The 25866-nt window shown below is 45.4% G+C and carries 24 protein-coding genes; 9 read left to right on the plus strand and 15 right to left on the minus strand.

All coding sequences use genetic code 11. The features are described from left to right. Nucleotide 1: 1 nt before the first annotated feature. From CLV94_RS00325 to CLV94_RS00335, 3 genes are read right to left on the minus strand one after another with little or no spacing between them, the layout of a single operon-like run. Complete coding sequence (locus CLV94_RS00325) at nt 2–1060, minus strand: DNA polymerase beta superfamily protein (RefSeq protein ID WP_121374483.1); 1059 nt, start codon at nt 1058–1060, stop codon at nt 2–4. Beyond that, entirely contained in the window at nt 1060–1899 is an 840-nt protein-coding gene (locus CLV94_RS00330; RefSeq protein ID WP_121374484.1) for an SIR2 family NAD-dependent protein deacylase, read from the minus strand. Before CLV94_RS00330 ends, CLV94_RS00325 begins: the two co-directional genes overlap by 1 nt. A 36-nt stretch (nt 1900–1935) precedes the next feature. Then, nucleotides 1936–2682: a nucleotidyltransferase domain-containing protein gene (locus CLV94_RS00335; RefSeq protein WP_121374485.1), complete on the minus strand. Its 747-nt coding sequence runs from the start codon at nt 2680–2682 to the stop codon at nt 1936–1938. A gap of 577 nt (nt 2683–3259) precedes the next feature. Here CLV94_RS00335 and CLV94_RS00340 point away from each other — a divergent pair. After that, entirely contained in the window at nt 3260–4978 is a 1719-nt protein-coding gene (locus CLV94_RS00340) for a T9SS type A sorting domain-containing protein (RefSeq protein WP_170148718.1), read from the plus strand. A 68-nt stretch (nt 4979–5046) separates the two neighbouring features. Next, nucleotides 5047–7374 (plus strand): BspA family leucine-rich repeat surface protein, encoded by a 2328-nt coding sequence (locus CLV94_RS00345; RefSeq protein WP_121374487.1) that lies wholly within the window; start codon nt 5047–5049, stop codon nt 7372–7374. A 10-nt stretch (nt 7375–7384) separates the two neighbouring features. On the opposite strand, the gene CLV94_RS16955 is transcribed toward CLV94_RS00345, so the two are convergent. Continuing rightward, nucleotides 7385–7528 (minus strand): hypothetical protein, encoded by a 144-nt coding sequence (locus CLV94_RS16955; protein ID WP_170148719.1) that lies wholly within the window; start codon nt 7526–7528, stop codon nt 7385–7387. Between the two features lie 13 nt (nt 7529–7541). Then, nucleotides 7542–8963: an RtcB family protein gene (locus CLV94_RS00350; RefSeq protein WP_121374488.1), complete on the minus strand. Its 1422-nt coding sequence runs from the start codon at nt 8961–8963 to the stop codon at nt 7542–7544. Nucleotides 8964–9088: 125 nt separating this feature from the next. Between CLV94_RS00350 and CLV94_RS00355 the strand changes: the two genes are divergently transcribed. From CLV94_RS00355 to CLV94_RS00370, 4 genes are all read left to right on the plus strand, one after another. Beyond that, nucleotides 9089–9664: a Crp/Fnr family transcriptional regulator gene (locus CLV94_RS00355; protein WP_121374489.1), complete on the plus strand. Its 576-nt coding sequence runs from the start codon at nt 9089–9091 to the stop codon at nt 9662–9664. A gap of 123 nt (nt 9665–9787) precedes the next feature. Then, nucleotides 9788–10510 carry a sterol desaturase family protein gene (locus CLV94_RS00360; RefSeq protein WP_121376176.1) on the plus strand — a complete coding sequence of 241 codons (723 nt, stop codon included), beginning with the start codon at nt 9788–9790 and terminating at the stop codon, nt 10508–10510. Nucleotides 10511–10910: 400 nt separating this feature from the next. After that, nucleotides 10911–11921 (plus strand): helix-turn-helix transcriptional regulator, encoded by a 1011-nt coding sequence (locus tag CLV94_RS00365; RefSeq protein ID WP_121374490.1) that lies wholly within the window; start codon nt 10911–10913, stop codon nt 11919–11921. 59 nt (nt 11922–11980) lie between these two features. Further along, nucleotides 11981–12802, plus strand: a complete 822-nt coding sequence (locus tag CLV94_RS00370; RefSeq protein ID WP_121374491.1) for a helix-turn-helix domain-containing protein — start codon at nt 11981–11983, stop codon at nt 12800–12802. A 28-nt stretch (nt 12803–12830) separates the two neighbouring features. On the opposite strand, the gene bla is transcribed toward CLV94_RS00370, so the two are convergent. The 8 genes from bla to CLV94_RS00410 all read right to left on the minus strand — a co-directional run bounded on the left by bla (nt 12831) and on the right by CLV94_RS00410 (nt 19606). Next, complete coding sequence (gene bla / locus CLV94_RS00375) at nt 12831–13592, minus strand: BlaB/IND/MUS family subclass B1 metallo-beta-lactamase (RefSeq protein WP_121374492.1); 762 nt, start codon at nt 13590–13592, stop codon at nt 12831–12833. A gap of 66 nt (nt 13593–13658) precedes the next feature. After that, nucleotides 13659–14246, minus strand: coding sequence for an LOG family protein (locus CLV94_RS00380; RefSeq protein WP_121374493.1), 588 nt, complete (start codon nt 14244–14246; stop codon nt 13659–13661). A gap of 77 nt (nt 14247–14323) precedes the next feature. Beyond that, on the minus strand, nt 14324–14974 hold the full coding sequence (locus tag CLV94_RS00385) for an NAD-dependent epimerase/dehydratase family protein (RefSeq protein WP_121374494.1): 651 nt from the start codon (nt 14972–14974) through the stop codon (nt 14324–14326). A gap of 168 nt (nt 14975–15142) precedes the next feature. Further along, nucleotides 15143–15556 (minus strand): DUF1801 domain-containing protein, encoded by a 414-nt coding sequence (locus tag CLV94_RS00390; RefSeq protein ID WP_121374495.1) that lies wholly within the window; start codon nt 15554–15556, stop codon nt 15143–15145. Nucleotides 15557–15670: 114 nt separating this feature from the next. Continuing rightward, nucleotides 15671–16165 carry an SRPBCC family protein gene (locus CLV94_RS00395; RefSeq protein ID WP_121374496.1) on the minus strand — a complete coding sequence of 165 codons (495 nt, stop codon included), beginning with the start codon at nt 16163–16165 and terminating at the stop codon, nt 15671–15673. A gap of 188 nt (nt 16166–16353) precedes the next feature. Continuing rightward, nucleotides 16354–17769, minus strand: coding sequence for a hypothetical protein (locus CLV94_RS17090; RefSeq protein WP_211331171.1), 1416 nt, complete (start codon nt 17767–17769; stop codon nt 16354–16356). A gap of 77 nt (nt 17770–17846) precedes the next feature. Then, nucleotides 17847–18962, minus strand: a complete 1116-nt coding sequence (locus CLV94_RS00405) for a helix-turn-helix domain-containing protein (protein WP_121374497.1) — start codon at nt 18960–18962, stop codon at nt 17847–17849. 59 nt (nt 18963–19021) lie between these two features. After that, the gene (locus tag CLV94_RS00410) at nt 19022–19606 is read right to left on the minus strand and encodes a DUF3137 domain-containing protein (protein WP_121374498.1); all 585 of its coding nucleotides are present in this window, start codon (nt 19604–19606) and stop codon (nt 19022–19024) included. A gap of 205 nt (nt 19607–19811) precedes the next feature. Here CLV94_RS00410 and CLV94_RS00415 point away from each other — a divergent pair, with 205 nt between their 5' ends. Continuing rightward, nucleotides 19812–21383 carry a Na+/H+ antiporter gene (locus CLV94_RS00415; RefSeq protein WP_121374499.1) on the plus strand — a complete coding sequence of 524 codons (1572 nt, stop codon included), beginning with the start codon at nt 19812–19814 and terminating at the stop codon, nt 21381–21383. Nucleotides 21384–21445: 62 nt separating this feature from the next. Here CLV94_RS00415 and CLV94_RS00420 read toward each other — a convergent pair whose 3' ends face one another. Then, nucleotides 21446–21823, minus strand: a complete 378-nt coding sequence (locus tag CLV94_RS00420) for a VOC family protein (protein WP_121376178.1) — start codon at nt 21821–21823, stop codon at nt 21446–21448. A gap of 158 nt (nt 21824–21981) precedes the next feature. Continuing rightward, nucleotides 21982–22785 (minus strand): AraC family transcriptional regulator, encoded by an 804-nt coding sequence (locus CLV94_RS00425; RefSeq protein ID WP_121374500.1) that lies wholly within the window; start codon nt 22783–22785, stop codon nt 21982–21984. A 192-nt stretch (nt 22786–22977) separates the two neighbouring features. Between CLV94_RS00425 and CLV94_RS00430 the strand changes: the two genes are divergently transcribed. Further along, nucleotides 22978–23451, plus strand: coding sequence for a MarR family winged helix-turn-helix transcriptional regulator (locus tag CLV94_RS00430; protein WP_121374501.1), 474 nt, complete (start codon nt 22978–22980; stop codon nt 23449–23451). 9 nt (nt 23452–23460) lie between these two features. Then, entirely contained in the window at nt 23461–25851 is a 2391-nt protein-coding gene (locus CLV94_RS00435; RefSeq protein ID WP_121374502.1) for a 3-hydroxyacyl-CoA dehydrogenase/enoyl-CoA hydratase family protein, read from the plus strand. Nucleotides 25852–25866: the final 15 nt, after the last annotated feature.

Raw genomic sequence — 25866 nt, forward strand, 5'->3', positions numbered from 1 at the left:
CCTATGCATACAGCGCTTCCCTGATATTAATTAAAATCTGTAGCGCTTTTTCCTCATCAGGACACCCTGACAGGGTTGACGTCTTATACTTCTCCTCAATCGAAGCAATCAGCCTATCAGCCAGATCCAACAGCTCGTCGTATTCTCTTTCGCCTGCCTTTATGGCCAGCAGTTCGTCCCGATTCGGAACGCGGATAGTTAGTTTTCCAGTAGCCAGAATCTGCTCGGCCGTCTGCAGCAGCCTAATCGTATGCATCATGTTCTTGCTGTCGTAGTTCTTTCCGTGCTGCTGGTTGGTCTGGTAGCGGTCTTCGTTGCGTTTGTCAATCCAGTTCCAATATTCTGTATATTCTTTACAATATTTCGAATAGCCGTCTTGGTTGCAAGACAGATAAGCTATCGACTCTTCCCATTTCGGAACAGACGAAAGCGACACCTCATTAGAGCTTTCTTTTTGGACAATCCCCTTATAGCCCAGCGAGCCGTCTGCATCATAAAACAACGCAAACATATCTCTAGAATTCGGCAGGTTGATGAGTCCGCAGCGCTCTTGGCGGTATGCTCGTTCTTCCAGCCATTGCAATAATGGCACGGTAGCATAGCCCTGCAGTATATAACAGAAATCCAGCAGGCTTTTCTTCTCCTTAGCCATCGGATTCACGATTTTCTTTTTCAGTCCCCTAGCCTTTCGGATCTGCGTCACGGCATAACCTGCAAAAGTATCCTTGCAGAGTTTCGACAGAAAATCTTCTATTCTCAAGCGTTCCATCAGCGGATGCTTATAAAGGATACAATCCTCTGGCGTCGCCAAGATTTCTAATATATTCGGATTGTTCTTGAGCAGCAGCTCCACAAAACGGCCGATCTCATAATACACCTCATCATTAGTGGCATTGGCAACCTGCGGAATATAGTCCAATCCGTAGAACTTTTCTTTCGGCAGGTAAAATACTCCCTTGATATCGGTATCAGAGGCAGGCGTATCCAGCCCAAAGGACTTGCTCCCTGAGATTGCTTCAAAGAGGATAAGATTTTGTGATTTAAGGTCTTGGATGGTCATTAAACAATTCTTTTTAAGATAGTTTCTACTTCTTCTAAAAAGACACTGCTGTCTTCTCTTATGGTGACTGCCCTTTTCTTTCCTTTCAACAATTCGGTAAATTGGTTGTCTTCAATATTGACATCAAAAACATAGCCTCCATACTGCAGCACCGTTCTTGCCAGTTCCATAGGCAGGTTGGTTGCTCCCGAAGTTCCGATGATAAACAATACGCCCGTATTTTTTGCAGCCCGCAAAGCCGATTCCGATTTAAAATAATGTTCATTATAATATTCATCAAACCAAAGCACGTTTGGTCGAAGGTCTTCCCCACATTTCGGACAGCGTACCAATTTCCATTCTGCTTCCGTAATAATGTCCTTATCTCTGTTCTTAAGGTCTATCCCTTCAGGAAAAGGATACAATTCTCTCGAACACTCGTCGCCGCACCTCACGAAATCAAAATCGCCATGAATCAGATAAGTTCGCTCTGCTGAACTTCCTGCTTTTTTATGCAGGCTGTCTACATTTTGAGAAATCAAGACAAACCTGTCCTGCAATAAATCCTCTATTTCTTTTAACTTATGATGTCCAGTGTTAGGCTGTGCCGCTTCCGTAATCGACTTCCGATACAAAAACCATTTCCACACCTCCATCGAAGCTACCTGAAACATCTTATAAGTTCCGATGTCCTGTGCCTTATAGTTTTTAGAACCCGAAACCCAGTATCCATCTTTTCCACGAAACGTAGGAATACCGCTCGCTGCCGAAATACCTGCACCGGTCAAGAAGGTAAAAAGGTTTTTCTTTTCTTTTGATAAGACTTCTTTTAGTATGTCTTCTAACTCTTTCTTGTTCATTCCTAACTTATTAAAAATGCTATACTACTTCTATTCTTATCGTATCAATCCCTTAAAAACCCTATCCAATTCCCCACTCATCTTCTTCCCACTACCCAAGCTTCCAGCATTCTCCTGATTAAATCGTATGGTCTCCATCAAAAAGTCCGTAATCAACACCTCTTTCGGATGCAGATAACTTTCGCCCTGTTGCGCCTTGATATCCAGCAGCTCCCTAACTTTTTCCTGTACCTCTAAAGGCGCAATCGGCAGCAGCTCGGCAAAAGCCACAGGCGGAAACGTATTTTTTTCAATAATCCACTTCCCTGCCAATGCCGTACGCAGCGCATAAAAATAACTTTTTAGCTTGACCTCTTCGGCAGAGCAGACTTCCATAAAATTCTTGGTCGTGCCCAGATAATGGTGCAGGCAGGCAACGGGCGAAAAGCAAGCCTCCGCCAAAGGCAGCAGCTGTTCCATAAAAGTCTCGTTTCTATAATACACAACAGGCGAATGTAGCCACTCCAGCAAAGGTGCATTCGATTTAGCCAATAACTTTACCGTTTTCCGCAAATCCCAGCCCGAACCGTCTAAGTCGTCTTCGGTCATAAACTCAATCACGTCGGCCTGTTCCCAAAGCGACAAGTAATAATCAAGGTCGTGCTTATAGATAAAACGTATGTCGTAGTCGCTGTCTGGAGAAGCAAATCCCCAGGCACGGCTACCCGATTCGCAGGCAAAAAGGATCTCTACTCCTTTTTCTTTTTCTACCTGCTCCAATTTATAAAGTATCTTATTTATCATCGTCAGTAATTTCTCAAATTTAATAAAAAAACAATCGCAAATACACTCAAAAAAACAACCTCTTTTTGAGCAAAATTTTAGGGGTTTTGTTCGGGTCTCGTTCGGGTCTTGTTCGGGTGACCTTCGCAAAAAAACATCTTTTTCCGAACAAGACCCGAACAAGACCGCAACAACACTGGGATAAACCCTAAAAAAACGCCTATTTTTATCAAAAACAAGCCAAAAAAAGAAACGATAGCTCCCTATAAACAAATTTATTTATAGACTGCCCCGCCACCTTCCTTACTAAACAGGATTCCAGCCTATTAAAAACGGTCTGGACAAGACTGCGAGGGTGGTTCAGGCTGTTGCCTGCGCCGGAGAAGCTACTTCCTGATAAAAATTATCAATTACAAAACGCAATATTTAATTTATTAGCCTAAGTTTGCAGTAGTGGCCTTATAACCAAGCTGCTGCCTTCCGCCTACCGCCCCTCAAATCAGAATCTGCCACACAGACCGTATGCCCCAAACAAGGCGGTTGCAGTACAAAAAGAGCGCCACCCATACCACAAAACCGACCAACACGAGCAATGCTTATGAAAAAAATTACCCTCTGGACAGCGGGCCTGCTGTTTGTATTTTCCTCAGCCTATAGCCAAAAAGAACTTTGGGGCTACCGAATGACTTCAATCGGTATGCCCGGCAGCAATGACGGCCAGATTATCAAGACTCCTCTTGTAGGAACCGATACCGAACCGGAAACGGTGTACTCTTTTGATCCTACGGGACTGACAGGACGGTATCCGAGAGGCAAACTGTTTCAGGCGTCTAACGGAAAATTATACGGTGTTACGAGCTACGAGACTACCGTTCCCGCTCCGGGAGTACCTTCGGGCGTTTTGTTTGAGTACGACCTTACGACCGACCGCTACAAGCTTCTTTATAGCGGTCTTGTCAACGCCATGCATGCCGTAATCGAGCCACTTCCGGGTGTGCTGTATGGCGTGACCAACGGCGGCAGTTCGGTGTTCAAGTACGTTATCGATTCAGAGCAGTTCAGCATCGTGGCTACCCTGCCTCCCTTTATATACAACGGCAGCAACCAGTACCCGAAATTGATAGCAGGAATGATGAAGGCTTCCGACGGAAATCTCTACGGCGTTACGTCTATGGCGCCTTCTACGCAAAATATTCCCTATCCGGGCGGCATCTACAGGCTCAACCTTGCTACGGGACAGCTCGTCAAGGTCTATGTCTTTGGCGTGGGCGGCTCTGATATCATGTATCCTATGTATGAGAGCGGATTGGTAGAAGGCGCCGCCGGAAAACTTTACGGCACGGCTCTGGGCGGCGCACATATAGGCCCTCAAGGCGTGGCTCCGCTCGGAAGCGGCACGCTCTATGAATTTACGATAGCCGGCGCTACCATGGCCAAAAAGTTTGATTTCGACTATGCAGTCAACGGGGCCAACCCAAGCCCGCTCGCCAAGAGCGCAGACAACAAGCTCTACGGTACCTTGGGCGGAAACAACAACAGCGCTCTTGCCAACGCAGACGGGCTGGTCTTTGAATATGATCTTGCCACAGGATCCTTATCGATGCCTCATATTTTTTCTTATGTTGCAGATGATCTGGTCCGGTCGCCCTACGGCGCGGTGCTAAAGGGGAGCGATAATGCTATCTATGGCAACAGTCCGCAAGGAACCTTCAAGCTCAACTTAACCAACAATACGGTCATCCGCAAGATGATTGCCAGCAATACGTCTGAGCTAAAAGACCTTATCGAAATCTGCCGCAAGCCGTCGTACCGATTCTTTGATACGGCCTCGTTTATCGTCTGCCAGAACAACCCGTTCGTGTTCGACGTGCACAATACCAACGCCGCAAGCTACGTATGGAGAAAAGGCTCTACGGTGCTGCCCTTGCAGACTACCGGAATACTCAATATTGCCAGCCTTACGCTGGCCGACAGCGGCATCTATACCTGCACCATGACCAACGCCTGCGGCACTACCGTGACCATGCCTTTGCAGCTTACGGTTGACGGCTGCCTAGGACTGGACGAGGCTATCGGCCTTAAAAATGCCATCAAGCTGTATCCTAATCCTGCCGCGAATGTCTTAAACCTAAAGCTTCCGGAAGCGGCCGATTTTGCCATACAGCACATTTCGATTACCAATATGCTGGGGCAGCTCGTCTATAGCGGCGCTTATGACAGTCCGGCTATAGAGATCAGCTTCCTAAAAACAGGACTCTACCAGTTGCTGTTGACAACGGACAAAGGCGACTGGAACGGCAAATTTGTCAAGGAATAATTTCCATACAAATTAGCTTCGTATCAACCTTATAGGCTATCAAACCAACCCAGAATAACAAACCGACCATGAAGATAAAACTACTATTCTTTGCAGGCCTGCTGCTCTGTTCTTTACAGAGCTTCGGGCAGTTCATCACCGAATGGAACACGGGCGCTTCGACCACTATCACGGTTCCGACTACCGGAACGGGCTATAATTATACGGCTACCATAGCGCGGCTGGATACTCCGGCCGTCATACTCACCACCCTGACCAACGTAACGGGCAATGCTTCTTTTACGGGATTGGCCATAAATACGGCCTATCAGGTCAAGATTACGGGTGCTTTTCCACGCATCCATTTTAACAATGCGGGCGACAAGACCAAAATAAAAAACATCACGCAGTGGGGCACTATTGCCTGGAGCAGCTTTAGCAATGCTTTTTATGGCTGTACCACGCTAAATATCACGGCTACCGACGTGCCCCTGCTTGCGGGAGTGACCTCTATGAGCCATATGTTCCAGTTTTGTACGGCCTTGAACGGCCCTGCCAATATCGGCAGCTGGAATACGGCTTCGGTTACCGACATGAGCTACCTCTTTAGCGGGGCTTCTCTTTTTAACCAAAATATCGGCGGCTGGAACACGGCTGCGGTGACCAACATGAGCAATATGCTGGCCAATGCCACCGCATTCAACCAGCCTATCGGAAGCTGGAATACGGGTGCCCTAATGACCATGGATTATCTTTTTTATGCAGCCAGGGCCTTTAACCAGCCTATCGGGAACTGGAATACGGCAAATGTCACAAATATGGACAGCGCGTTTTCGCAAGCTTCTGCCTTCAACCAGAATATCGGCAGTTGGAATACGGGAGCCGTGACCACTATGCGCAGCATGTTTACTGGCGCGACGGCCTTTAACCAGCCTATCGGGAGTTGGAATACGGGAGCCGTGACTACGCTAAGCGGCATGTTTAACGAAGCAACGGCCTTTAACCAAAATATTGGCAGCTGGAATACGGCTGCGGTGACCGACATGTCTACTCTGTTTTCTGGTGCGACCGCGTTTAACCAGAATATCGGCGGGTGGAATGTCAGCGCTGTTACCAACATGAACGCCATGTTCCGTCAGGCTGCGGCTTTTAACCAGAACATCAGCGGCTGGAATGTTTCTTCGGTCATCAACATGCTGAATCTATTCCTGCAGGCGACCTCTTTCAACCAAGACATCAGCAGCTGGGATATTTCCTCGGCGCTTTATATGGATTCCTTGCTTAAAGATGCTACAGCTTTTAACCAGAACCTTGGCCCTTGGGGAGAACACTTGAATCCGAATGTCATCTTGGGCAGCTTTTTCGGCGGCTTTTTAGAGAACTGCGGCATGAACGTCGCCAATTATGACGCGACACTGGTGGGCTTTAATACGCACGGTCCAAACGGCATTACCATGGGAGCTTTGGGAATGTACTATTGCAATGACGGCGCGGCTGCCCGTGCCAACCTGATCCTGCCGGTTGCAAGCGGCGGAAAGGGATGGAACATTTCGGGCGATACGTCGCTGGCGGCTTCTACCCCGCTGCTGGCTACGGCCGGCAGTGCCGTGACCTTGACCTATGCGGGCTGCAATTACGACTGGTCGAATCCGTCGAACCGTGCCCGAAAGATGCTGACGCTTAACCCGAACGGCAATAGCCTGGCATCGTCTGGCGTATCCATCAACCATAACAGTATCGGTACGCTTCCGGCGGGAATCGCTTCTTCCAGCGGCTACTACCAGATCAGCAACGGCACGAACAGCGCCAGAGTCAGCAACCGTCTGGTAACGGTTATCGATGCCGGAAACCATACCGCCAATGGGGGCGTCATCGCCAGGGTCTATTATTCGACAGCAGAATATACCAATCTCGTCATCAATACGCCTCCTGCGGGAGAAATCGTAGATGCGGGATGGTTCTTGTCTAGCACGACTACGGCTGCGGGCGTGGTGGCTGGCTTGTCTGCCGCTGCCTACGCGCTACCGGGTGCCGAAAAGATCGTTCCATTCAATTCGGGTTCTGAAAACGGCATTGCTTTCGTGGAGTTCAAGCTTTCAAAGATGGGGACTATCGGGCTGTATGCCAAGACACAGGATGGGCCGCTCTCGCCTGCCTTGTCTGTGCCAGACAATGGCAAGAACAGCCAGCTGGTACTGTATCCGAATCCTGCGAAGAACCTGCTGCACCTGAAACTGCCAGACAGCCAAGACGGACCGATACGAAAAATAACGATAACTAATTTGCTGGGACAGGCCGTGTACAGCACTGCCCAAAATATAACGGATATCGATATCGCTAGCCTGGCGGCCGGAATGTACCAGATTGTGCTTTCGACCGACCAAGGGCATTGGAGCGGGAAGTTCGTAAAGGAATAAAAGACTAGCCTTAATTCAGATCTTTAAGCTGATTTTGGATGTATAAAGAAGCTTGCATGCGCCATTTTCGGTTGCCAAGCTTCTTTAAAAATGGCCGCAGATGCTTTGCATATTCGCGGTTGCGGTATCTTCCTTTATTGTATAGATTTTTCATACTATCCCTAAGGTTAATCTTCACGACTTCCATCATCGGCCATTCGCACCATCTTGGGCGTAAACTTGGCGACCACGTCTACCAGTTCTTGCTGCGCGGCCATGACCTGGTTGATGTCTTTATAGGCCATAGGCGCTTCGTCTAGTCCGGCACCGATTAGGGTCACGCCATGCTGTTTTAAGATACCCTGCATCTCGTTTTTGGTAATCGTCTTGATGGCTTTGGTACGGCTCATCTGTCGTCCGGCACCGTGCGAAGCCGAGTTGATAGCATTTTCTTCTCCTTTTCCTCTCACCAGAAACCCGGGCGCGGTCATGCTTCCGGGTATGATTCCCATCACGCCCTTTCCGGCCGGAGTGGCTCCTTTTCGGTGTACGATGACTTCTTCTCCGTTCCAGACCTCTTTCCATGCAAAATTATGGTGGTTTTCGACCTTCGCCAAGACCGTAGCACCCAGCGCCTGCTGCATCTTGTTATGGATAATCTCATGGCAGGCAGAAGCATAATCGCCCGCCAGGTTCATGGCAATCCAGTATTCTTGGCCCAGTTCAGAATCCATATCCAGATACGCCAGGTTTCGTGCGGCTTCAGGCAGTCGGCATACTTCTTTGGCGATCTTGGTATAATGTCCGGCAACCGTAGCGCCAAAACCTCTGGAACCGGAATGCGTCAGCAGCGCCACGTATTTTCCTTTGGGAATGTCCAGTACTGCATCATCGGCTGCAAATTCCAAGATTCCGAATTCGACAAAATGGTTTCCTCCGCCAGACGAACCCAGTTGCGACCAGGCTTTGTCTTTCAGGTTCTTGATAAACGGGTTGGTCTCAAAATCGGGACTTTCCAATACCGCATGGTCCGATTTGTACTGTCCGTGGAAACCGTGTCCGGCTCCAAATTTAGAATGGGCTATCAGCTCTCTCTTGAACTTATCTTCGTTCTGGTAATAGAAATCTTCTGGAATATCGTATACCGACAGCGCCATACGACATCCGATATCCACGCCCACTCCATACGGAATGATGGCATTTCGGGTGGCCAGTACGCCTCCAATAGGCAGTCCGTAGCCTTGGTGCGCATCGGGCATCAGGGCACCGGCAGCCGTAACGGGCAGCTGCATTGCTACCTTCATCTGCTGGATAGCGCCTTCTTCGATATGGTCGAGTCCGTAAGACGAAAAGGCTTTCGGCTGTGGGTTTAGTGATATAAAATCTTCTGGCTTTTCATTTGCTTTTTCGATCAATGCCGTGGCCAGCTTTCCGAAAAGCGCATCGTCTATATAGTTTTCTGGAGCTTGCAGCACTTTTTTATAGTGGTCGAGCATCTGCTCTTTGGTAAGTCCATTTCTCTTTTTGTTTATCTTTAAGGCCGTCCCGATGATGCTTCCTTGCGGGTATCCTAATTCTAGGAGGTCTGTACCGTTGATTGGTGTTTTCATGTCTTTTGTTTTTTGATGGTACAAAGATGCAACCACACCTACGCAATTATTTTGCGCAGTTATTTTTTATTCTGAAATTGACACTTTAAGCAAATTTATGTAGTATTGTATATAAATAGCTTGAAATGGATTCTTATGATATACTTTTAAATTCTTTAAGGCAGATTACGGCACTTGAGCCCGAAGAAGAATTACTATTCAGACAGGCTTTCAAGCCGTATGTAGTAAAGAAGAATGATTTCTTTTTGCAATCGACCGAAATAAACCGTCGATTAGGATTCTTATGCAAAGGACTCGTACGTTATTTTGTTTTTAAGAATGATGAAGAATCTACTTTAGAATTTACTAAAGAAGCCGAATTTATTGCAGATTATGGCAGTTTTCTATCCAAAGAGCCTTCGCTTCAGAACATCCAGGCTCTGGAAGATTGTGAGTTGCTGGTAATTGAATATGAAGAATTGCAAAAATTATATAAAGTCTCTAGAAACGCTAACCTGTTGGGCAGGGTCATTATTGAGCATCGCTTTATTATTATGGTCAACCAGTTACTGACTGTTCATCGCTATACTCCCGAAGACCGATACCGTTATTTTTTAGAGCACTATAAAGACCTTGTGCAAAGAATTCCCCAATATATTATAGCTTCTTTTGTAGGCGTAAAGCCGCAATCCCTCAGCCGGATAAGAAAGAGAATTTTGTGATGATTTGTTAACCCAGGTGCATCATTTTTAGTAGAATACGCCATTACATTTGTTTTGATTACACTTTAAAAGAATTGTAAACCCGTGCGCTGTCAAAAAACACCGCACCTAAATCAAATCAAAATGACATTACTCATCATCTTTATCGTATTTGGATTTTGCTTTTTAATCGAGCGATTGGTACCCGGCTGGAAATTACCCGAGGTTCCAACTTGGACTATCAGGGTTCTGGCTGTAAATTTTATCCAGCTCGGCATTGTGGTATTGGCAGGATATACTTGGGAAGTATGGCTGGCCAAAGTTTCTTTATTTAAATTATCAGAATTTGTAAGTCCCTTTTGGGGAGGGCTGATCGCTTACTTTATCGCTACTTTTATTTTTTATTGGTGGCATCGATGGAGACATAAGATTGATTTCTTGTGGACGCATTTCCACCAAATACACCACAGTCCCCAGCGCCTAGAAGTAATTACCTCTTTCTATAAACATCCTTTAGAAATGACAGTCAATTCAATTATAGGGAGCTTGTTGGTTTTTACTACGTTGGGACTGAGCCTCGAAGCAGGCGCCATATATACGCTATTTACCGCGCTGGGAGAATTCTTTTATCATACCAACGTCAAAACACCACAATGGATAGGCTATATTTTTCAGCGTCCGGAAATGCACAGGATTCATCATGAATATGACAAGCATACTAATAATTATGGCGATATTGTTTGGTGGGATATGTTATTCGGGACTTATGAAAACCCCAGAGAGTTCAAATCGGCCTGCGGCTTTGACGACGAAAAAGAACAGCGGTTGGTTGACATGCTCAAATTTAAGGATGTGCATAAAGAATAAAATATGCTTTCATTTTTTAATCTGATTCTAAAAAGCCGGGCCAATCATGGGAATTGGCCGGGCTTGCTTTTGTAACCCTGATGAGATTCGAACTCACATTCCCTCTCGGGCATTGCGGCTGTAAATACGCTTCCCTACTTTCCCTAACGATTTCGGTGCTTCTGTAAATTCTACCCATTAGTCCGCGCAGGTCTAACCGGAATATCCGCAAACACTATGGTAAGTAAATTTTGCCATAGGCTTTTCCTTTTAAGCTACAAGGCCGTAGGACTGTCATTCTTGACAAAACAAAGATGATTGCTCTTGTACGCAATTATTTTGCGCAGTAAAAAAGAATTTCTATTTTTGGCTGTAAGGCTTTATCGAGCCTGCCTATCTTGCATCTTAAAGCTAAGAAAAAATGTCTCAAAACAAAAATGCGCTTATCCGGTATAAGACGATTGACAAGTGCCTGCAGAACCACTACCGGAAATGGACTTTGGAAGACCTGATGGAGGCCTGCTCTGATGCCTTGTTTGAATATGAAGGCAAGGAAAACTCCGTGAGCAAGAGAACGACCCAGCTCGACATCCAGCTTATGCGCAGCGAAAAGCTGGGCTATAATGCGCCCATAGTGGTCTATGACAAGAAGTATTACCGCTATGAGGACGAGGAGTATACGATTACCGATATTCCCTTGACAGAAACGGATATCAATGTGCTGACGGAGACGGTTTCTATGCTCAAGCAGTTCAAGGATTTTTCTCTTTTTAGCGATGTGTCCGACATCTTGCAGCGGCTCGAAGATAAGATCTATGCCGAGAAATCGCATACCAAGCCGGTCATCTACCTCGACAAGAACGAGAACTTGAAAGGACTGCATTTTTTGGATACGCTATACCAGGCCATCATAAAAAAGGTGGTCGTGCTGCTCACCTACCAGTCGTTCAAATCGAAAGAGCCGCAGCAGTTTGCCTTTCATCCGTTTGTGCTCAAAGAATTCAACAACCGCTGGTTTTTGGTCGGCAAGAAAAAAGCATCGCTGCCTGTGGTCAATCTTGCCTTAGACCGTATTGTTGCTGTTGATTTTGATTTTAACCTTCCGTATATCGAAGAAAACTTTGATGCCGAAGATTTTTACAAAGACATCATCGGGGTCACGGTCAACCAAGGACTCAACGCTCGAAAAATAAGCCTTTGGGTCGATGCTGATAATGCGCCTTATGTACTGACCAAGCCGTTTCATCCATCGCAGACTATTGAAGAGCAGCGGGAAGACGGAAGTATCGTCTTCTGCCTGAGGCTCAAGGTTAATTATGAGTTCGAAAGGCTGCTGCTGGGCTTTGGCGAAGGCATCGAGGTCTTGGCACCGGAAAGCCTGAGACAGCGCATCAGGGAAAAGCTGAAAAAAGCGCTGAGAAATTATGAATAGGCCGTTAAACAAATCATAATGGCCTGCATCCGTATCAGATAAAAACAGAACTTCGCCAAATGCAATTACAGTACTTCACGCCGAAAAGCAAGCTTCTTGCCCGATACCTTGAGGGATATTATTTCTTGGAAAAGGAAAGGGACGAGCCTGCGGTAGAATACCTGACGTTTCCAAACAATTTCAGCATCGTATCGCTGCTGCAGGATACGCAGCTGACCTTGGCTGGTAATAGCGTGCTTATTGAAGAAAAAACAGGGGGCGATTTTACCTCGCAGCTTATCTGCCATTACGAGAAGCCTATCAAGATACGCTACGAAGGGCGGGTTCGAGAGATTACGTTCTATTTTAAGCCGCTGGGACTGAATGCTTTTATCGAAAAGCCGCTGCAGCAGTATCTGGGAGATTCGTTCCGTTCGTTTCTGCCGTTCGAAGATTATGAGGCCGCGATGAAGTCGGTATTGGCCGAAGAGAGCCTGGACGAACAGCGGAACAGCATCGAAAACTATTGGCTGTCAAAGTTTTTGGGATTTGAGCACGAACTCTTGCAGGATATCTTGTCTGACCTTACGGACAAGACAAAAGACTATGCTATAGAGGAGCTGGCGGAGAAATACCATACCAGCCGGCAGAATATCAGCAGGCAGTTTAGCATCCATATTGGCAAGACACCGTCGGAATTCAAGAAGACGCAGCGCTTTCGGCAGACGATGGCGAAGAACATGGAGGGCACGAACCTGACCACCTTGAGCTATGACAATTCTTTTTATGACCAGTCGCACCTCATCAGGGACTTCAAGTCGTTTACGGGGCTGACACCGAAAGCGTTCTTTAAGTCGATATCGCTGCAGGAAAATGCGACCATAAACTGGCTGTTCTTATAGCAGCGCAGATTGTTTTGACTTCTTTTGCTTACCGTTTTTTCTTGACGAGCTTTAGGGTATGCTGGAGTGCCTTGGGACTGTCCCAAGCAAAATGTCCGGGTATCACATAGCTCGGCTTCGGGTATTTGTTGATCAGCTTTTTCATTGTTCCTTCCCAAGCATCGATGTCGGCATCGCCAGTATATCCGAGATCATTGTTTTCGGTACTTTTTATAAGACATCCGCCATACAGTACTTTTTCCTTTTCGAACCAAACAACGATATTGTCCTGAGTATGGCCTGCACCTGGATAAAAAGTCTCAAATTTCTTATTTCCGACAGTAAAGACGGTGTCCTTTTCAAAATGGTAGGCTGCCTTGGCATTGCCCTCTTGAACGGACAGCTCATGTGTCAGCTTGGATGTATAGGTCGGGATGCCGTGCTTTTTATAATAGTCAAGCCCTGCCGAACTGTCGTCATGAAAGTGCGTAGCGATGCAGAGCACTACTTTTTTCTGGTGCCTTTTGTAGATGCTGTCTAATAGCGGCTGAAAGTCGGATTCGTCCCAAGGGGTATCGATCAAGATAACGCCTTTGTCCGACACCACATACATGCTGTTGGATGGGAAGGGCTTGCCGTCGAGGTCTTTGTAGGTCGTATAGACGTAAAAGTCATCCGTCAGGGGCGTGATCGTAAGCTTGGGTGTTTCTGCCTGCCCGAAAAGGGTATTGGAGAACAGCAGCAGGATAGCGAATGCTGCTGTGACATATACGGGCTGTTGGGTGCTGGTGTTGTGTTTTTGTAGGATCATTTTTGATTTTGGATTTTTGATTTTGGCGGGGTGTCTTGTCTGGGTTCTAAGAGGTTTTGGGCATGATTACTCGTTTCCTTTAGGAATCCATTTTCCTACTTCGGGAGCTTTATAAGCTTCCATCTTCTGGAAAAGTGTTTCGGCATCATCGCTCACAAGAATCATCTGCTCGTTGATGGGCTTTAAAAAGCCTTTCTGGGTCATGTTGGAGACAAACTCGAGCAGCAGGTCATAAAATCCCGCCACGTTCAGTATGCCTATCGGTTTTTTATGGAGTCCGAGCTGGGCCCAAGTGAGCATCTCAAAAAACTCTTCGAGGGTACCAAAGCCGCCCGGCAGGACAATCACGCCGTCGCAGAGCTCGTTCATCTTGGTCTTTCTTTCGTGCATGCTCTCTACAAGAAGCAGTTCCGTCAGTCCTTGGTGTGCTATTTCTTTGTCTTTCAGAAAATACGGCAGGACTCCGTAGGCTTTTCCGCCCTGCCCTAGAACGCCGTCGGCTACGGCACCCATGAGTCCTACATTGGCACCTCCGTAGACCAGTTCGTAGCCGTGTTTTGCCATAGCTTCTCCTAGGGCGAAAGCTTGTTTTTCAAAGGCCGCATCGGTACCGAAGCTGGAACCGCAGAACACTGTTATTCTTTTTATGCTCATAGCATTTCTTTTTTTGTAGGGTTCAAATATACGAAATGGGCCCGAGAGCCCATTTATTATTTGTTTGTATACGACTGTTAGACTGGCTTTGCCAATTCCTTAATGTCTTCTATTTCGAGTATGGATTTCGGATAGCCTTTCTGCACGGCATGAATCATGGCCTGCCCTACTTGCTGCATCGTGAGCGATTTTTTCGGGAACAGAATCGGAATTATCGGTATGATGATCTTAAAGATAGCCTTTATGTTCTTTTGGTCTTTGAAGGGCTTCATGAATCCGGGACGGAAATTGTATTCGCCCCTAAACGGCAACTTTAGCAGCGCATTTTCGGTGCGGCCTTTTACTCTTGCCCACATGATGCGGCCTTTTTCAGAACTGTCGGTATGACTGCCGGAAACGAAAGTAAAGACCATGTTCGGGTTGATTGCTGCCAGAACTTTGGCAAAAGCGAGCGTCGTATCGTAGGTGATGTACGTATAGTCGGCTTCGTTCATCCCTATCGAGCTTATGCCGGCGCAATAGAAACAGGCGTCGTATCCGGTTAAGGCAGCTGCATATTGTTCCAGCTTCATAAAATCCGGCACGATAAGCGCTTCTAATTTTGGATGGCTTAAGGGCGATGGCTTTCGGTTGACCATCAGTACTTGCTTTACGGCTGGGTTCTGCAGGCATTCTAATAGCACTCCTTCTCCAACCATGCCTGTCGCTCCGGTAATGATTACTTTCATATCGTATTGGGTATTTGCTGTATGCTAGTGATACAGTCGTTATCTTTTAGGGCAAAAGTCCGTAGTCTGTACGCTTTCTGCTTTGCTGTAAGGTTCAATTGTGCTTTGTTGTAAAGTCCACAAATGCATTATGAATTAGGAATTACGAATTATGATTAGAAGACAGGATTAAGGATAGAGTGCCTTGGCGTGTTTTGTCGAGGCAGTGATGAGCTGTTTCATGATGTCGATGTCGATATCTGCGAGTTTTTTGATGTAGACACAGACCTTTCCTGTCTTGTGTTTTCCGAGTTTCTGCAATAATTCTTCGCGGGTCTCAAATTCGTCTATATACAGCACTATCGAATCTTTTCTTGGCGAGAATGCGGCATAAGGCATGTCGCCCTCATGGCCGCTGTTGTATTTGTAATGGTAGCTGCCGTATCCGATGATGCTGCCTCCCCACATTTTGGGAGGGTATCCTGTAAGTTCTTCATAGATAGCGGCTATCTGGAAGCAGTCGTTTCGTTTGGTCTCGTCTGGAACCGTGTTGATAAAATCTGTTACGCTGGATTGGGTTTCTGTCGTCTTGTTTTTTGCCATGGCCTTTGTGTTTCTCTATTATTGGAACCTGTTGCAATGCACCGCTAATATACAAAAAAGCTGCCCTGCATGATAGCAGGACAGCTTGATAAATAATTGTTTTCATGGAAGGAATCAGGATGCTAAAAGTGCATCTAGATTTTCTAATCCGGCTGTAAATCCTTCCTTGAAGCCCATTTCGAGGATCTGTTCTAGGTCAGCCAGCTCTTTGTAGCTGATTTCGATAGTCACGATAGTCGAATCGGCTTGCTGCTTGAAGGTGTTGTTCCACAGCGATCTAGAGAAATCCGTATTTATAGTACCGTTCTCGTCGCAGAAAGCGTCATAGGCCGAATAGCTTTGTGAAACTTTAATGTCTTTATAGTCGGCTCTCGCCCAATGTTGCGTACCATCAGGGCCTACCATGGCATAGAGCCAGGTTCCGCCTTCGCTGAAATCCATCGATTTGGTTTTGGCTTTCCATGGTTTTGGCGCCCACCATTGGTCGAGCAGTTCGCTCGTGGTCCACGCAGCCCATACCTTGTCTAGAGGTGCTGCAAATTCCCTTTCTACTTTGATTTTCTTATTTTCCTTGTCAACAGAAAAATTCATTAAAAGATTGTTTCTCATTTTTTTTACTTTAAATTACTCAATACTATCGAGTTGGCAAAATAGTTTCCTAAAAAAGTGATTTCAGAAACGTTCAATGCGCAACTCATCAGTTGCAAATATATGCAACTTTTTGGTTGCACAAAATAATTTAGTGTTTTTTTTAACTTGTTGGATTACGATAGCACCGAAAAACAATCCGTGACAGCCTACCACACATACAAAATAGAATAGATGTCGGGTCCGGAACCGGCATAGAGTAAATTGAGCTGATCCGCCAAATAGAGGCCATTGACGATGAATTTATAGCGGTATTCTCCTTTGGGCAGCGAAACGGTACAGGTCCACCTTCCCTTTTCTTTTTGCATCGGAAGGATTGCCCAATTGGAAAAATCGCCCGTAAGGGAAACCTGCTCGGCTCCTTCAAAATCATTCATCGTGAACGTAACAGTCTGGTCGTGCTGCTTGCCGAAGAGCGTGGCGGCGTAATTGTCGGGGTCGGCAGCAAGCGCTTTGGCAAAGTATCGGTCGCTTTCGGCAATCCTGCCCTCTTTGCGGTAGGCTGTCGCAAGCCAGGTATCGATTTCGAGTTTTTCCGGGTAATACGCTTTCAGCCGTTCTAAGAAACGGATACCGTCTTTGGTATGGCCCATGGCTATTGCCTGTGCGGCCAGCTCAATGGCATCGTTGTTCTTCAAGTTGTAGTCATGGGGATGGTATTTTCTTAATGAATCATAGGCAGTCAGGGCACTGTCAATGCCTCCTGCTGTATATTTTTCTAGTATCACCGGAGCAACACTCTTGGGGAAATAGGCCTGCATGTCTTGAAAATGCTTGCCTTTTTTAAGCTCTTCGTGTAAAGAAATAACGAACGGAAGGGCAAAGTCGTTTTTATAATACAGATGGATGGTTTTCTTTTTTAATTCTGCCGCCATGGAATAATTGGAAACGAGATTGCTTGGCTTTTTTTGCGCTGTCTTTTGCAGGATCTCTACAATGTCTTGCAGCTGATAGTTCTTTTCCTGACGTAAATATTCTTTGGCAAGATCCCTTCGCCAGCAGGCTTCATGGTGCTCGTTGTTGATGCTGTAGTTGGTCAGTGCAAAATTCTTTGTGGCACGTCTTACAATATAACTGCCGTGTACCGTAGCATAGTCACCGCTGGCATCGCTTATAAAAAGCTGGGCTCCCGTGAGGCGTACCAGATTAAACTGGGAGATGAATTGTAGGGCTTCGTCTACGGTCTTGCATTGCTTCAGGATGTCTGTAGCTACTTCGGTTTCCCTGTCTGTCTTTTTAGGGTCGCGGGCGGCAGGAACTTCGTCTATGGCAGTATAATCTACAAAGAGTCCTTTGGTATTCATGCCGCCTTGAGGGTTCTTATACATCTGGCTGTTGGTTTTTTCATCGGACGAAAGTTCTGTCCAGATCATATACCCATAGGATTTTTTGAGGGCAGGAAAATACCAAAGCCTGTAGTTAAGAGAAGGAACTTCGTCTTCGTTATTGCCAATCCAGACATGACGCCCGTCGTTCGCAATAAATATCGTGCAGGCATTGGAAGCCGGCAGGCTGAAAAAGATAGAGAATAGGAAAGCAACGAAAATTTTAAGGTAAGTGGTCATAGGTACGCTGTTTTTAAAGGCCAAAATTAGCCTGAAAAACAGCCTTGTTTGTTCGGGTGGATATATCCGAACAGGTTTTATTGCCTGTTATTGCTCTTGGCGTATTCGGTAGGCGACATCCCGGTCCACTTTTTAAAAGCGGTATTAAAGGCCGTCTTTGAATTAAAACCGGAAGCAAAGGCAATGCCGACCATGTTGAGTGCTTCTACTTTATCTGAAGCCAGCAGCCGTTTTGCTTCTTCTACTCTTTTGCTGTTGATGAAGTTATAGAAATTGCCGCCCGTAGCTTCATTGATCAGATAGGAAGCATCGTGTATGCTGATTCCGAGCTTGTCTGCCAAAACAGGAAGGCTTAGTCCGTTATCTAAGAAAATCTTTTCTTCAATAACCAGCTTGTCTAGCTTTTCTGATAACAGGGCCAGCTCGGCTTTGTCTAGCCGTTCTGTTTTTTTGGGCTGTTTTAGTACGGGAGCTTCAAAAAGCGCGGTTATGTCTTGCAGTTCTTTTGTGTCGAATTCAAAAATAGTACGCTGCCGGATGGAAAAATAGGCTAGGAAAAAGACAGCGCCCGTATAGACGATCGGCATGATATCTAGCATCTGCGGCAGGCCTATCAAGGCATCATTGATCCAGAAAAGCAGCATGAAAATCAAGATGAGTAAAAAGTACCGAAGCCAGTCTAGGCTTATCTCTGAAGTCGCTGCTGCTATGAGGCGCAGGTTCTTTTTGTGCCGAATCAGGGCAAGATAACAGAAGATTATGTAGGCTGCCAACTGTACGGGCACTATATCGCGAACTAAAAAATCTGCAGAACCGATGCTAAATAGCTTTACCAACATGAGGTTGGTGGTTTCAGAAAATCCCAGAAGGGCAATGCCCGTATAGGCCAAGAAGGGCAAAAAATGTAATACGTCTTTCTTTGCAAAAGATTTGGTGGGATTCACAAAATAGAGCGTGCTTAGCCAAAGACTGGGCGCCATGATAAACTGCAGGGCATTGAGCCATAGGCTAAGATTGGCAAAAGGATATTCTTCGCTTCTAAGGCTGACTTCTAAAAAGGAGCTTCCCATCAGAAAGACAAACAGGGCAAGCCATCTGTTGGCTTTTAGGTTCTGTCCCAGCGGATGGAAAAAAAGCATAAAGCTCAAGAGAAGGCAGGCTCCGGCAGAAAAGCACATTAGGAAGACGTTCATCGGTACTAATAAGGTTATTTAGGCTATTTAAATAAACAGCACTACATTCTAAAATAGTGTTATGCTTTGGGCGCAATAGATTGCAATTGATAGAGTTCGTCTATCATTTCCTTAAAAAGATCCAGCAATGATTTTAAAAGTGCGATATCTTCTACCGATCCGTCTAAAAAGAAGGAAAGTTCGAAATGGTTCTTCGGAAGCTTCTCTTCCCAAATTCCTTTTTGGTCAGACATCAGTATATTTACTTCTTTCTGCAGTGCTATAGAATCTCGAATGTTTTTATTGCGTAAAAATGATTTTATTTTCAATTCGTTATTGGCCTTAATAATAAACGCTTTGTCAAATTCAGGGTAGCCGATTGCTACATCTTGTCCGCCAAATAGTTTTTCAATTTTCCGGGCAAGACCAGCACGATAAATCTCAAATTGGAAATTGTCTAATGAAACCAACGGGGCGATTACTCTAGTCATTTGCTGGTTGTATTTCCCGGACCATAGCGTATAATGGTCAAAAACAACCAGCCAATCTTTATGTTCAATCTCGGTCCGATCCGAATGCCAGGAATGTCCTTCTACAAATCTTCCTCCAGTTGCTCTAGCAAATTCTTTCCAAATAGTAGTCTTTCCTTCAAAAATAGTCCTCATAGCATCATAAGTTAATTCAGAGCTTTTCTTTATTTCTTACTAAATAGCGTACTTCAAATATAAACAAAGCTAAAATACCTTACAGTCAAACTAGTGTTTTGTTTTGGCAGCAAGTAATTCACGATTTCTAAGGTGGCAAGAAGCTTTAGTTAGGCCATTGCAAAAGACTCGTCCAAATTTATATATTTGTATCTAAAATTATCCTATGCTGCACCAATTCCCTTTCTATCTGGCTGTTATTCTGGCCATTATTTTTCTGGTCATGCTGGCCAACAAGATCAAGATTGCCTACCCTATCTTATTGGTATTGGCGGGCTTGGCTATCAGCTTTATACCGGGCATACCTCCGGTTAAGATAGATCCTGAGTTGATATTCATCATCTTCCTGCCGCCGCTGCTTTATGAAGCGGCCTGGTCGACCTCTTGGAAGGAACTTTGGCGCTGGCGCAGGATTATCGGCAGCTTTGCCTTTTTGATCGTATTTCTTACGGCTTTTGCCGTTGCTTTGGTATCCAGCCACTTTATCCCCGGATTCACGCTGGCGTTGGGATTCCTTTTGGGCGGTATCGTATCGCCTCCTGATGCGGTGAGCGTAGGCGCCATATTAAAATTCGTAAAAGTGCCGAAAAGGCTGGCTTCTATGCTGGAGGGAGAGAGCTTATTGAATGACGCTTCGAGTTTGATCGTCTTTCGATTTGCGTTGATTACCATAGGTACGGGACAGTTTATCTTGCAGGAAGCCGCACTGAACTTCGGCTGGATGGTCTTTGGAGGAATAGGCATCGGCGTGCTTATCGCGTTCGTGTTTTTTAAAGTGCATAGGCTATTGCCAACAGACGTCAACATGGACATCGTGCTTACGCTGGTGGCGCCTTATATCATGTATATGGTTGCGGAAGAACTGCACAGTTCGGGAGTCTTGTCTGTCGTGAGCGGCGGCTTGTTCTTGGCCACGCGAAACCATCGTTTTTTGTCCGGAAGCAGCAGGCTCAGGGCCGTAAATGTATGGGAGTCGCTGGTATTTGTGCTGAACGGACTTGTATTTATGTTTATAGGATTGGAACTTCCGGAAATCGTGAACGGCTTGGAAGGCGTGAGCATAAGCGCTGCCATGGGCTACGGCGTATTGATTACGGCTGTATTGATTGTCGTTCGTATCATATCTGCGTATGGGGCGGTTATTTTTACGCTGATTGTCCGAAATTTTATCGCGGTAGCCGACACCCGAAATCCGGGGATAAAAGGACCGTTTGTTTTAGGATGGGCGGGCATGAGAGGCGTGGTATCCTTGGCAGCAGCACTGTCGATTCCAGTACAATTAGACAACGGGGCTGCCTTTCCGCAACGCAACCTCATCTTGTTCATCACTTTTGTTGTCATCTTGCTGACGCTGGTCGTGCAAGGCTTGACGCTTCCTTTTATTATCAAGAAATTCAACTTGCCGGAATACGACCATCTGCTTAGTGACGAGGAATCGTATCATCATATGTACAAACAGCTGGCCCAGCAAAGTCTGGAACATCTAAAGACCAAATACTCCAAAGAGCTAAAAGAACAGCCTGTCTTGCAGCAGATAGCCCGCAAATGGGAAGACAGCAGCGTTTTGCTGGATGATGCCTCGATGGCTTCGGAATGCAAGACCGTCTATCTCGCGATGCTCGACCAGCAAAGGCATTGGCTGCGTACCTGGAACCATGACCATCATGTCAATGAAGAGGTTGTCCGAAGGCACTTGCGCCGTCTGGATATTGAGGAAGAAAAGATGCAGTTTCAATAGACCGACTGATTTGTTTTTAAAATAAAAAAAGAGTGCCTTAACAAACAAGGCACTCTTTTTTATTATTCTCTTGAAGCATATTGGACGATATCAATCCCTACTCCATTCGGGTCTTCGATGGCAAAGTGCCTGTCGCCCCAGGGCTCGTCTCTCAGGTCGATCTTGATAGCGATGCCTTTCTTTTTTAATTCTTCATACCGGCTGTCGACGTTTTCGACTTCGATGGTCAGGTACATCCCGTCGCCCAAAAAAGGCTTGTGGAATAACGGCTGCTGCGAAGGATGATTCGGCAATAGAAAGCTGATCTCTGCTTCATGGTTGGGCGTGTGCATAAGCAGGTAAAATTCATTTTCGAAGGTGACTCCAAATCCTAGGACATCGGTATAGAATGCCTTGCTTTCGGATAGCTTGTTTGTTACAATTCCTGCGTTTAGTTTCATGGGTTTTTCGGTTTTAACGGTTAGACTTTTTTGAGCATAAAAATGTGCTGATGTGCCAGCCAACAATAAAATTAATAGTGCTTTTTTCATAATGTTGCTTTTTTACATTACAAATTTCTCAAAACACGATTGGATTAGATTGTAAAAAATAGACATAATTACCTTCCGAAGGCTTTGCTCGGCGTCACGCCATAAAAGTTTTTAAAGTCTTTGATAAAATGGGATTGATCGTAATAACCTACGTCATAAAACAGCTTGTTCTCCCTAAGGCTCTGGCTGGAAGGCTTGGCTTTTAATATATTTTGGAATCTCACGACCTGGCTGAAGGTCTTGGCACTGGTCCCGACATAAAAATCAAACAGCCTATGGAGCTGCCTCGGACTGATTCCCGTATCCAAGCCATTTTTGATGTCGACCACGCCATAATTTTTAAGGATAATCTGGATGGCATCGTAGAGCCTGTTATCATAATTCAAGCTGACTTTTTGCAAGTGGCCTATAAAAAAGGAATCTAGCACATCTGTAATCCTGCTAAAATCCATAGCGGCGTCGAACCGGCTTCTGATAAACGCGGCAACTTCGGGCAGGACCAATTCTAATTCTTGGGAACGGTTGCTCAGTTCAAAGGCTGGGACTGAAAATAATTGCGTGAACATGGTCGGCAGAAATCGAATGCCGATATAATGAAAGTTTTTGTCGAGAATAAATTCGGTGTATTTTTTGCAAAAGCCCATGACAAAGTTTTCTTCGGGCCTGTGCAGCTCAAAAAAGATATCAATACAGCCGTCGGCCACAACCCGATAGACGAATTCGTTTTCTAGCGGTGCATTTGTCTTTAATTGCCAATAGCAGTAAATAGTATCCTGCAATGCCAGACTTGGAGCCTTATCTTGATAGAGCACTTCAAGATTATAAGGCGTAACCGTAGGCTGCAAAGGCGTGAATAGCTCTCTTATTCTCATTCATTAATTATAAGGATTATACAAATTTAAAATTATTTTATTGCTGCTCTAGGAAATCTATAGCCTGAAACCGCATTTAGGTGCCGGATAAAAAGCAACGGAAGTTATCAAAAGATAATTATTCTGTTAAAAAAACAAATTACTATGCATGCATAATATTTTATTTTGTACATTTGGAATAAGCTAATACTTATGAAAGACAAAACTATAGACTATATTTTGAGAGCGACATGGCAAGCGGTCTCACGCATGTATAATGAAGAAGCCGCCAAATACGGCGCAACTATGGCTACAGGATTCGCGTTATTGAGCCTTGATAAAGACAAAGGGTCGCCTTCGACCACGCTAGGACCTAAAATGGGAATGGAAGCTACCAGCCTTACCAGAACCTTGAAATCGATGGAAGACAAAGGATTGATTACACGCAAGAAAAATCCAGTTGATGGACGCGGCGTGCTGATACACCTTACCAAATTCGGAAAAGAAAAAAGAGAGCTCTCTAAAAATACCGTACTGAAATTTAATGAGACCATCCGAGAGCACATCTCCGAAGAAAAGCTGCAGCACTTTATTGAGGTAGCAGAAACCATCAACAATCTCATTGCAGACAAGCATATCTTTTTGGATATCGAAGAAGAAAAACAGATACAAACAACAAACAAATAATATAAAGGAATGAAACGACTCATTAAAAAAGTTGCTGTCATTGGTTCGGGAATCATGGGATCGGGCATTGCCTGCCATTTCGCAAATATCGGCGTAGAAGTACTGCTGCTCGATATTGTGCCTCGTGAATTGACCGAAGCAGAACAGAAAAAAGGCCTGACGCTTGAAAGCAAAGTGGTCAGAAACCGAGTAGTAAACGAACATTTGGCGAATGCGTTAAAATCAAAGCCCTCTCCTATCTACAGCTTGAAATTTGCTGACAGAATCAAGACAGGGAATACGACCGACGATTTGTCTAAAATAGTAGAAGCCGACTGGATTATTGAAGTCGTGGTCGAAAGGCTCGACATCAAAAAGCAGGTTTTTGAGCAGATTGAAAAATTCAGGAAGCCGGGTACTTTAATTACTTCAAATACCTCGGGAATTCCGATTCACTTTATGAGCGAAGGAAGAAGCGAAGATTTCCAGAAACATTTCTGCGGAACGCACTTCTTTAACCCTGCACGATATTTAAAACTCTTTGAAATTATTCCGGGACCAAAAACTTCGACAGAGGTATTGGATTTCTTGAATGAATATGGCGAAAAGTTCTTGGGCAAGACATCGGTCATTGCAAAAGACACGCCTGCATTTATCGGAAACCGTATCGGTATCTTCGGAATCATGAGCATGTTCCATCAAGTAAAAGAATTGGGACTTACTATAGAAGAAGTCGATAAATTGACCGGACCGGTTATCGGCCGACCAAAATCGGCAACCTTCAGGACAGTAGATGTTGTTGGATTGGACACACTGGTGCACGTAGCCAACGGATTGTATGAAGGCGTTCCGAACGACGAAGCACACGAACTGTTCAAGCTGCCAGAATTCATCAGCAAGATGATGGAAAACAAATGGTTAGGAAGCAAGACAGGCCAAGGATTCTACAAAAAAGTAGACAAAGACATCCTGTCGCTTGACCTCGATACGCTAGAATACAGAGCGCCGAAGAAAGCTTCTTTCGCAACATTGGAGCTCACAAAGACCATAGACAAGCCGATTGATCGTTTCAAGGTTTTGGTTAAAGGAACGGACAAAGCGGGAGAATTTTACAGAAAAAACTTTTCTGGCATGTTTTCATATGTTGCCAACAGGGTACCAGAAATCACCGAAGATTTTTATAAGATAGACGATGCCATGAAAGCCGGCTTCGGATGGGAAAACGGACCGTTTGAAATCTGGGATGCGATTGGCGTTGAAAAAGGAATCGAATTGATGAAAGCCGAAGGCTATGAACCTGCTGCTTGGGTTACGGAAATGCTGGCATCTGGCAACAAATCTTTCTATACTATAAAAGACGGGGCTACTTATTTTTATGACAGGGCTTCGAAATCACAGAAAAAAGTACCGGGACAGGATGCGTTTATCATCCTTAACAACATACGCGAAAGCAAAAAAGTATGGAGCAACAGCGGCGCCGTAATCCATGATTTGGGCGATGGAATCTTAAATCTGGAGTTCCAATCAAAAATGAATACTATCGGAGGCGATGTGCTGCAAGGCATCAACAAAGCCATCGATTTAGCTGAAAAAGAATACTCCGGTTTGGTTATTGGAAACCAAGGCGCTAATTTTTCTGTCGGCGCGAACATCGGAATGATTTTCATGATGGCCGTCGAGCAGGAATATGACGAGCTTAATATGGCCATCAAACTGTTCCAAGACACGATGATGCGCGTGCGCTACTCCGGAATTCCTGTGGTAGTCGCTCCGCACGGAATGACCCTAGGCGGTGGCTGCGAAATGAGCATGCATGCCGACAAAGTAGTTGCAGCAGCAGAAACGTATATCGGTTTGGTGGAATTTGGCGTTGGGGTTATCCCTGGCGGTGGCGGTTCGAAAGAAATGGCACTCAGGGCATCCGACTTGTTCCGCAAAAATGACGTGGAGTTAAACGTATTGCAGGAATATTTCTTGACAGTAGCGATGGCAAAAGTATCGACTTCTGCTTACGAAGCGTACGACTTGGGCATCTTGCAGCATGGAAAAGACGTCGTAGTCGTCAACAGAGACCGTCAGATTGCAGAAGCTAAAAAACATGCCTTATTGTTAGCAGAAGCCGGATATACGCAGCCTGTGAGAAGAAAAGACGTCAAAGTCTTAGGCAAACAAGCCTTGGGAATGTTCTTGGTAGGAACCGACAGCATGGAAGCCGGACACTACATCTCCGAGCACGACAAGAAAATCGCAAACAAGTTGGCTTATGTAATGGCGGGCGGCGATTTATCGGAACCAACCTTGGTCACAGAACAATATTTACTGGACATTGAAAGAGAAGCCTTTTTGTCATTATGTACAGAAAGAAAGACATTGGAGAGAATCCAGTTCATGCTGACTAAAGGGAAACCATTGAGAAACTAATCGAGACATTAAAGA

The sequence above is a fragment of the Flavobacterium endophyticum genome, from assembly GCF_003634455.1.
Taxonomy (GTDB): domain Bacteria; phylum Bacteroidota; class Bacteroidia; order Flavobacteriales; family Flavobacteriaceae; genus Flavobacterium; species Flavobacterium endophyticum.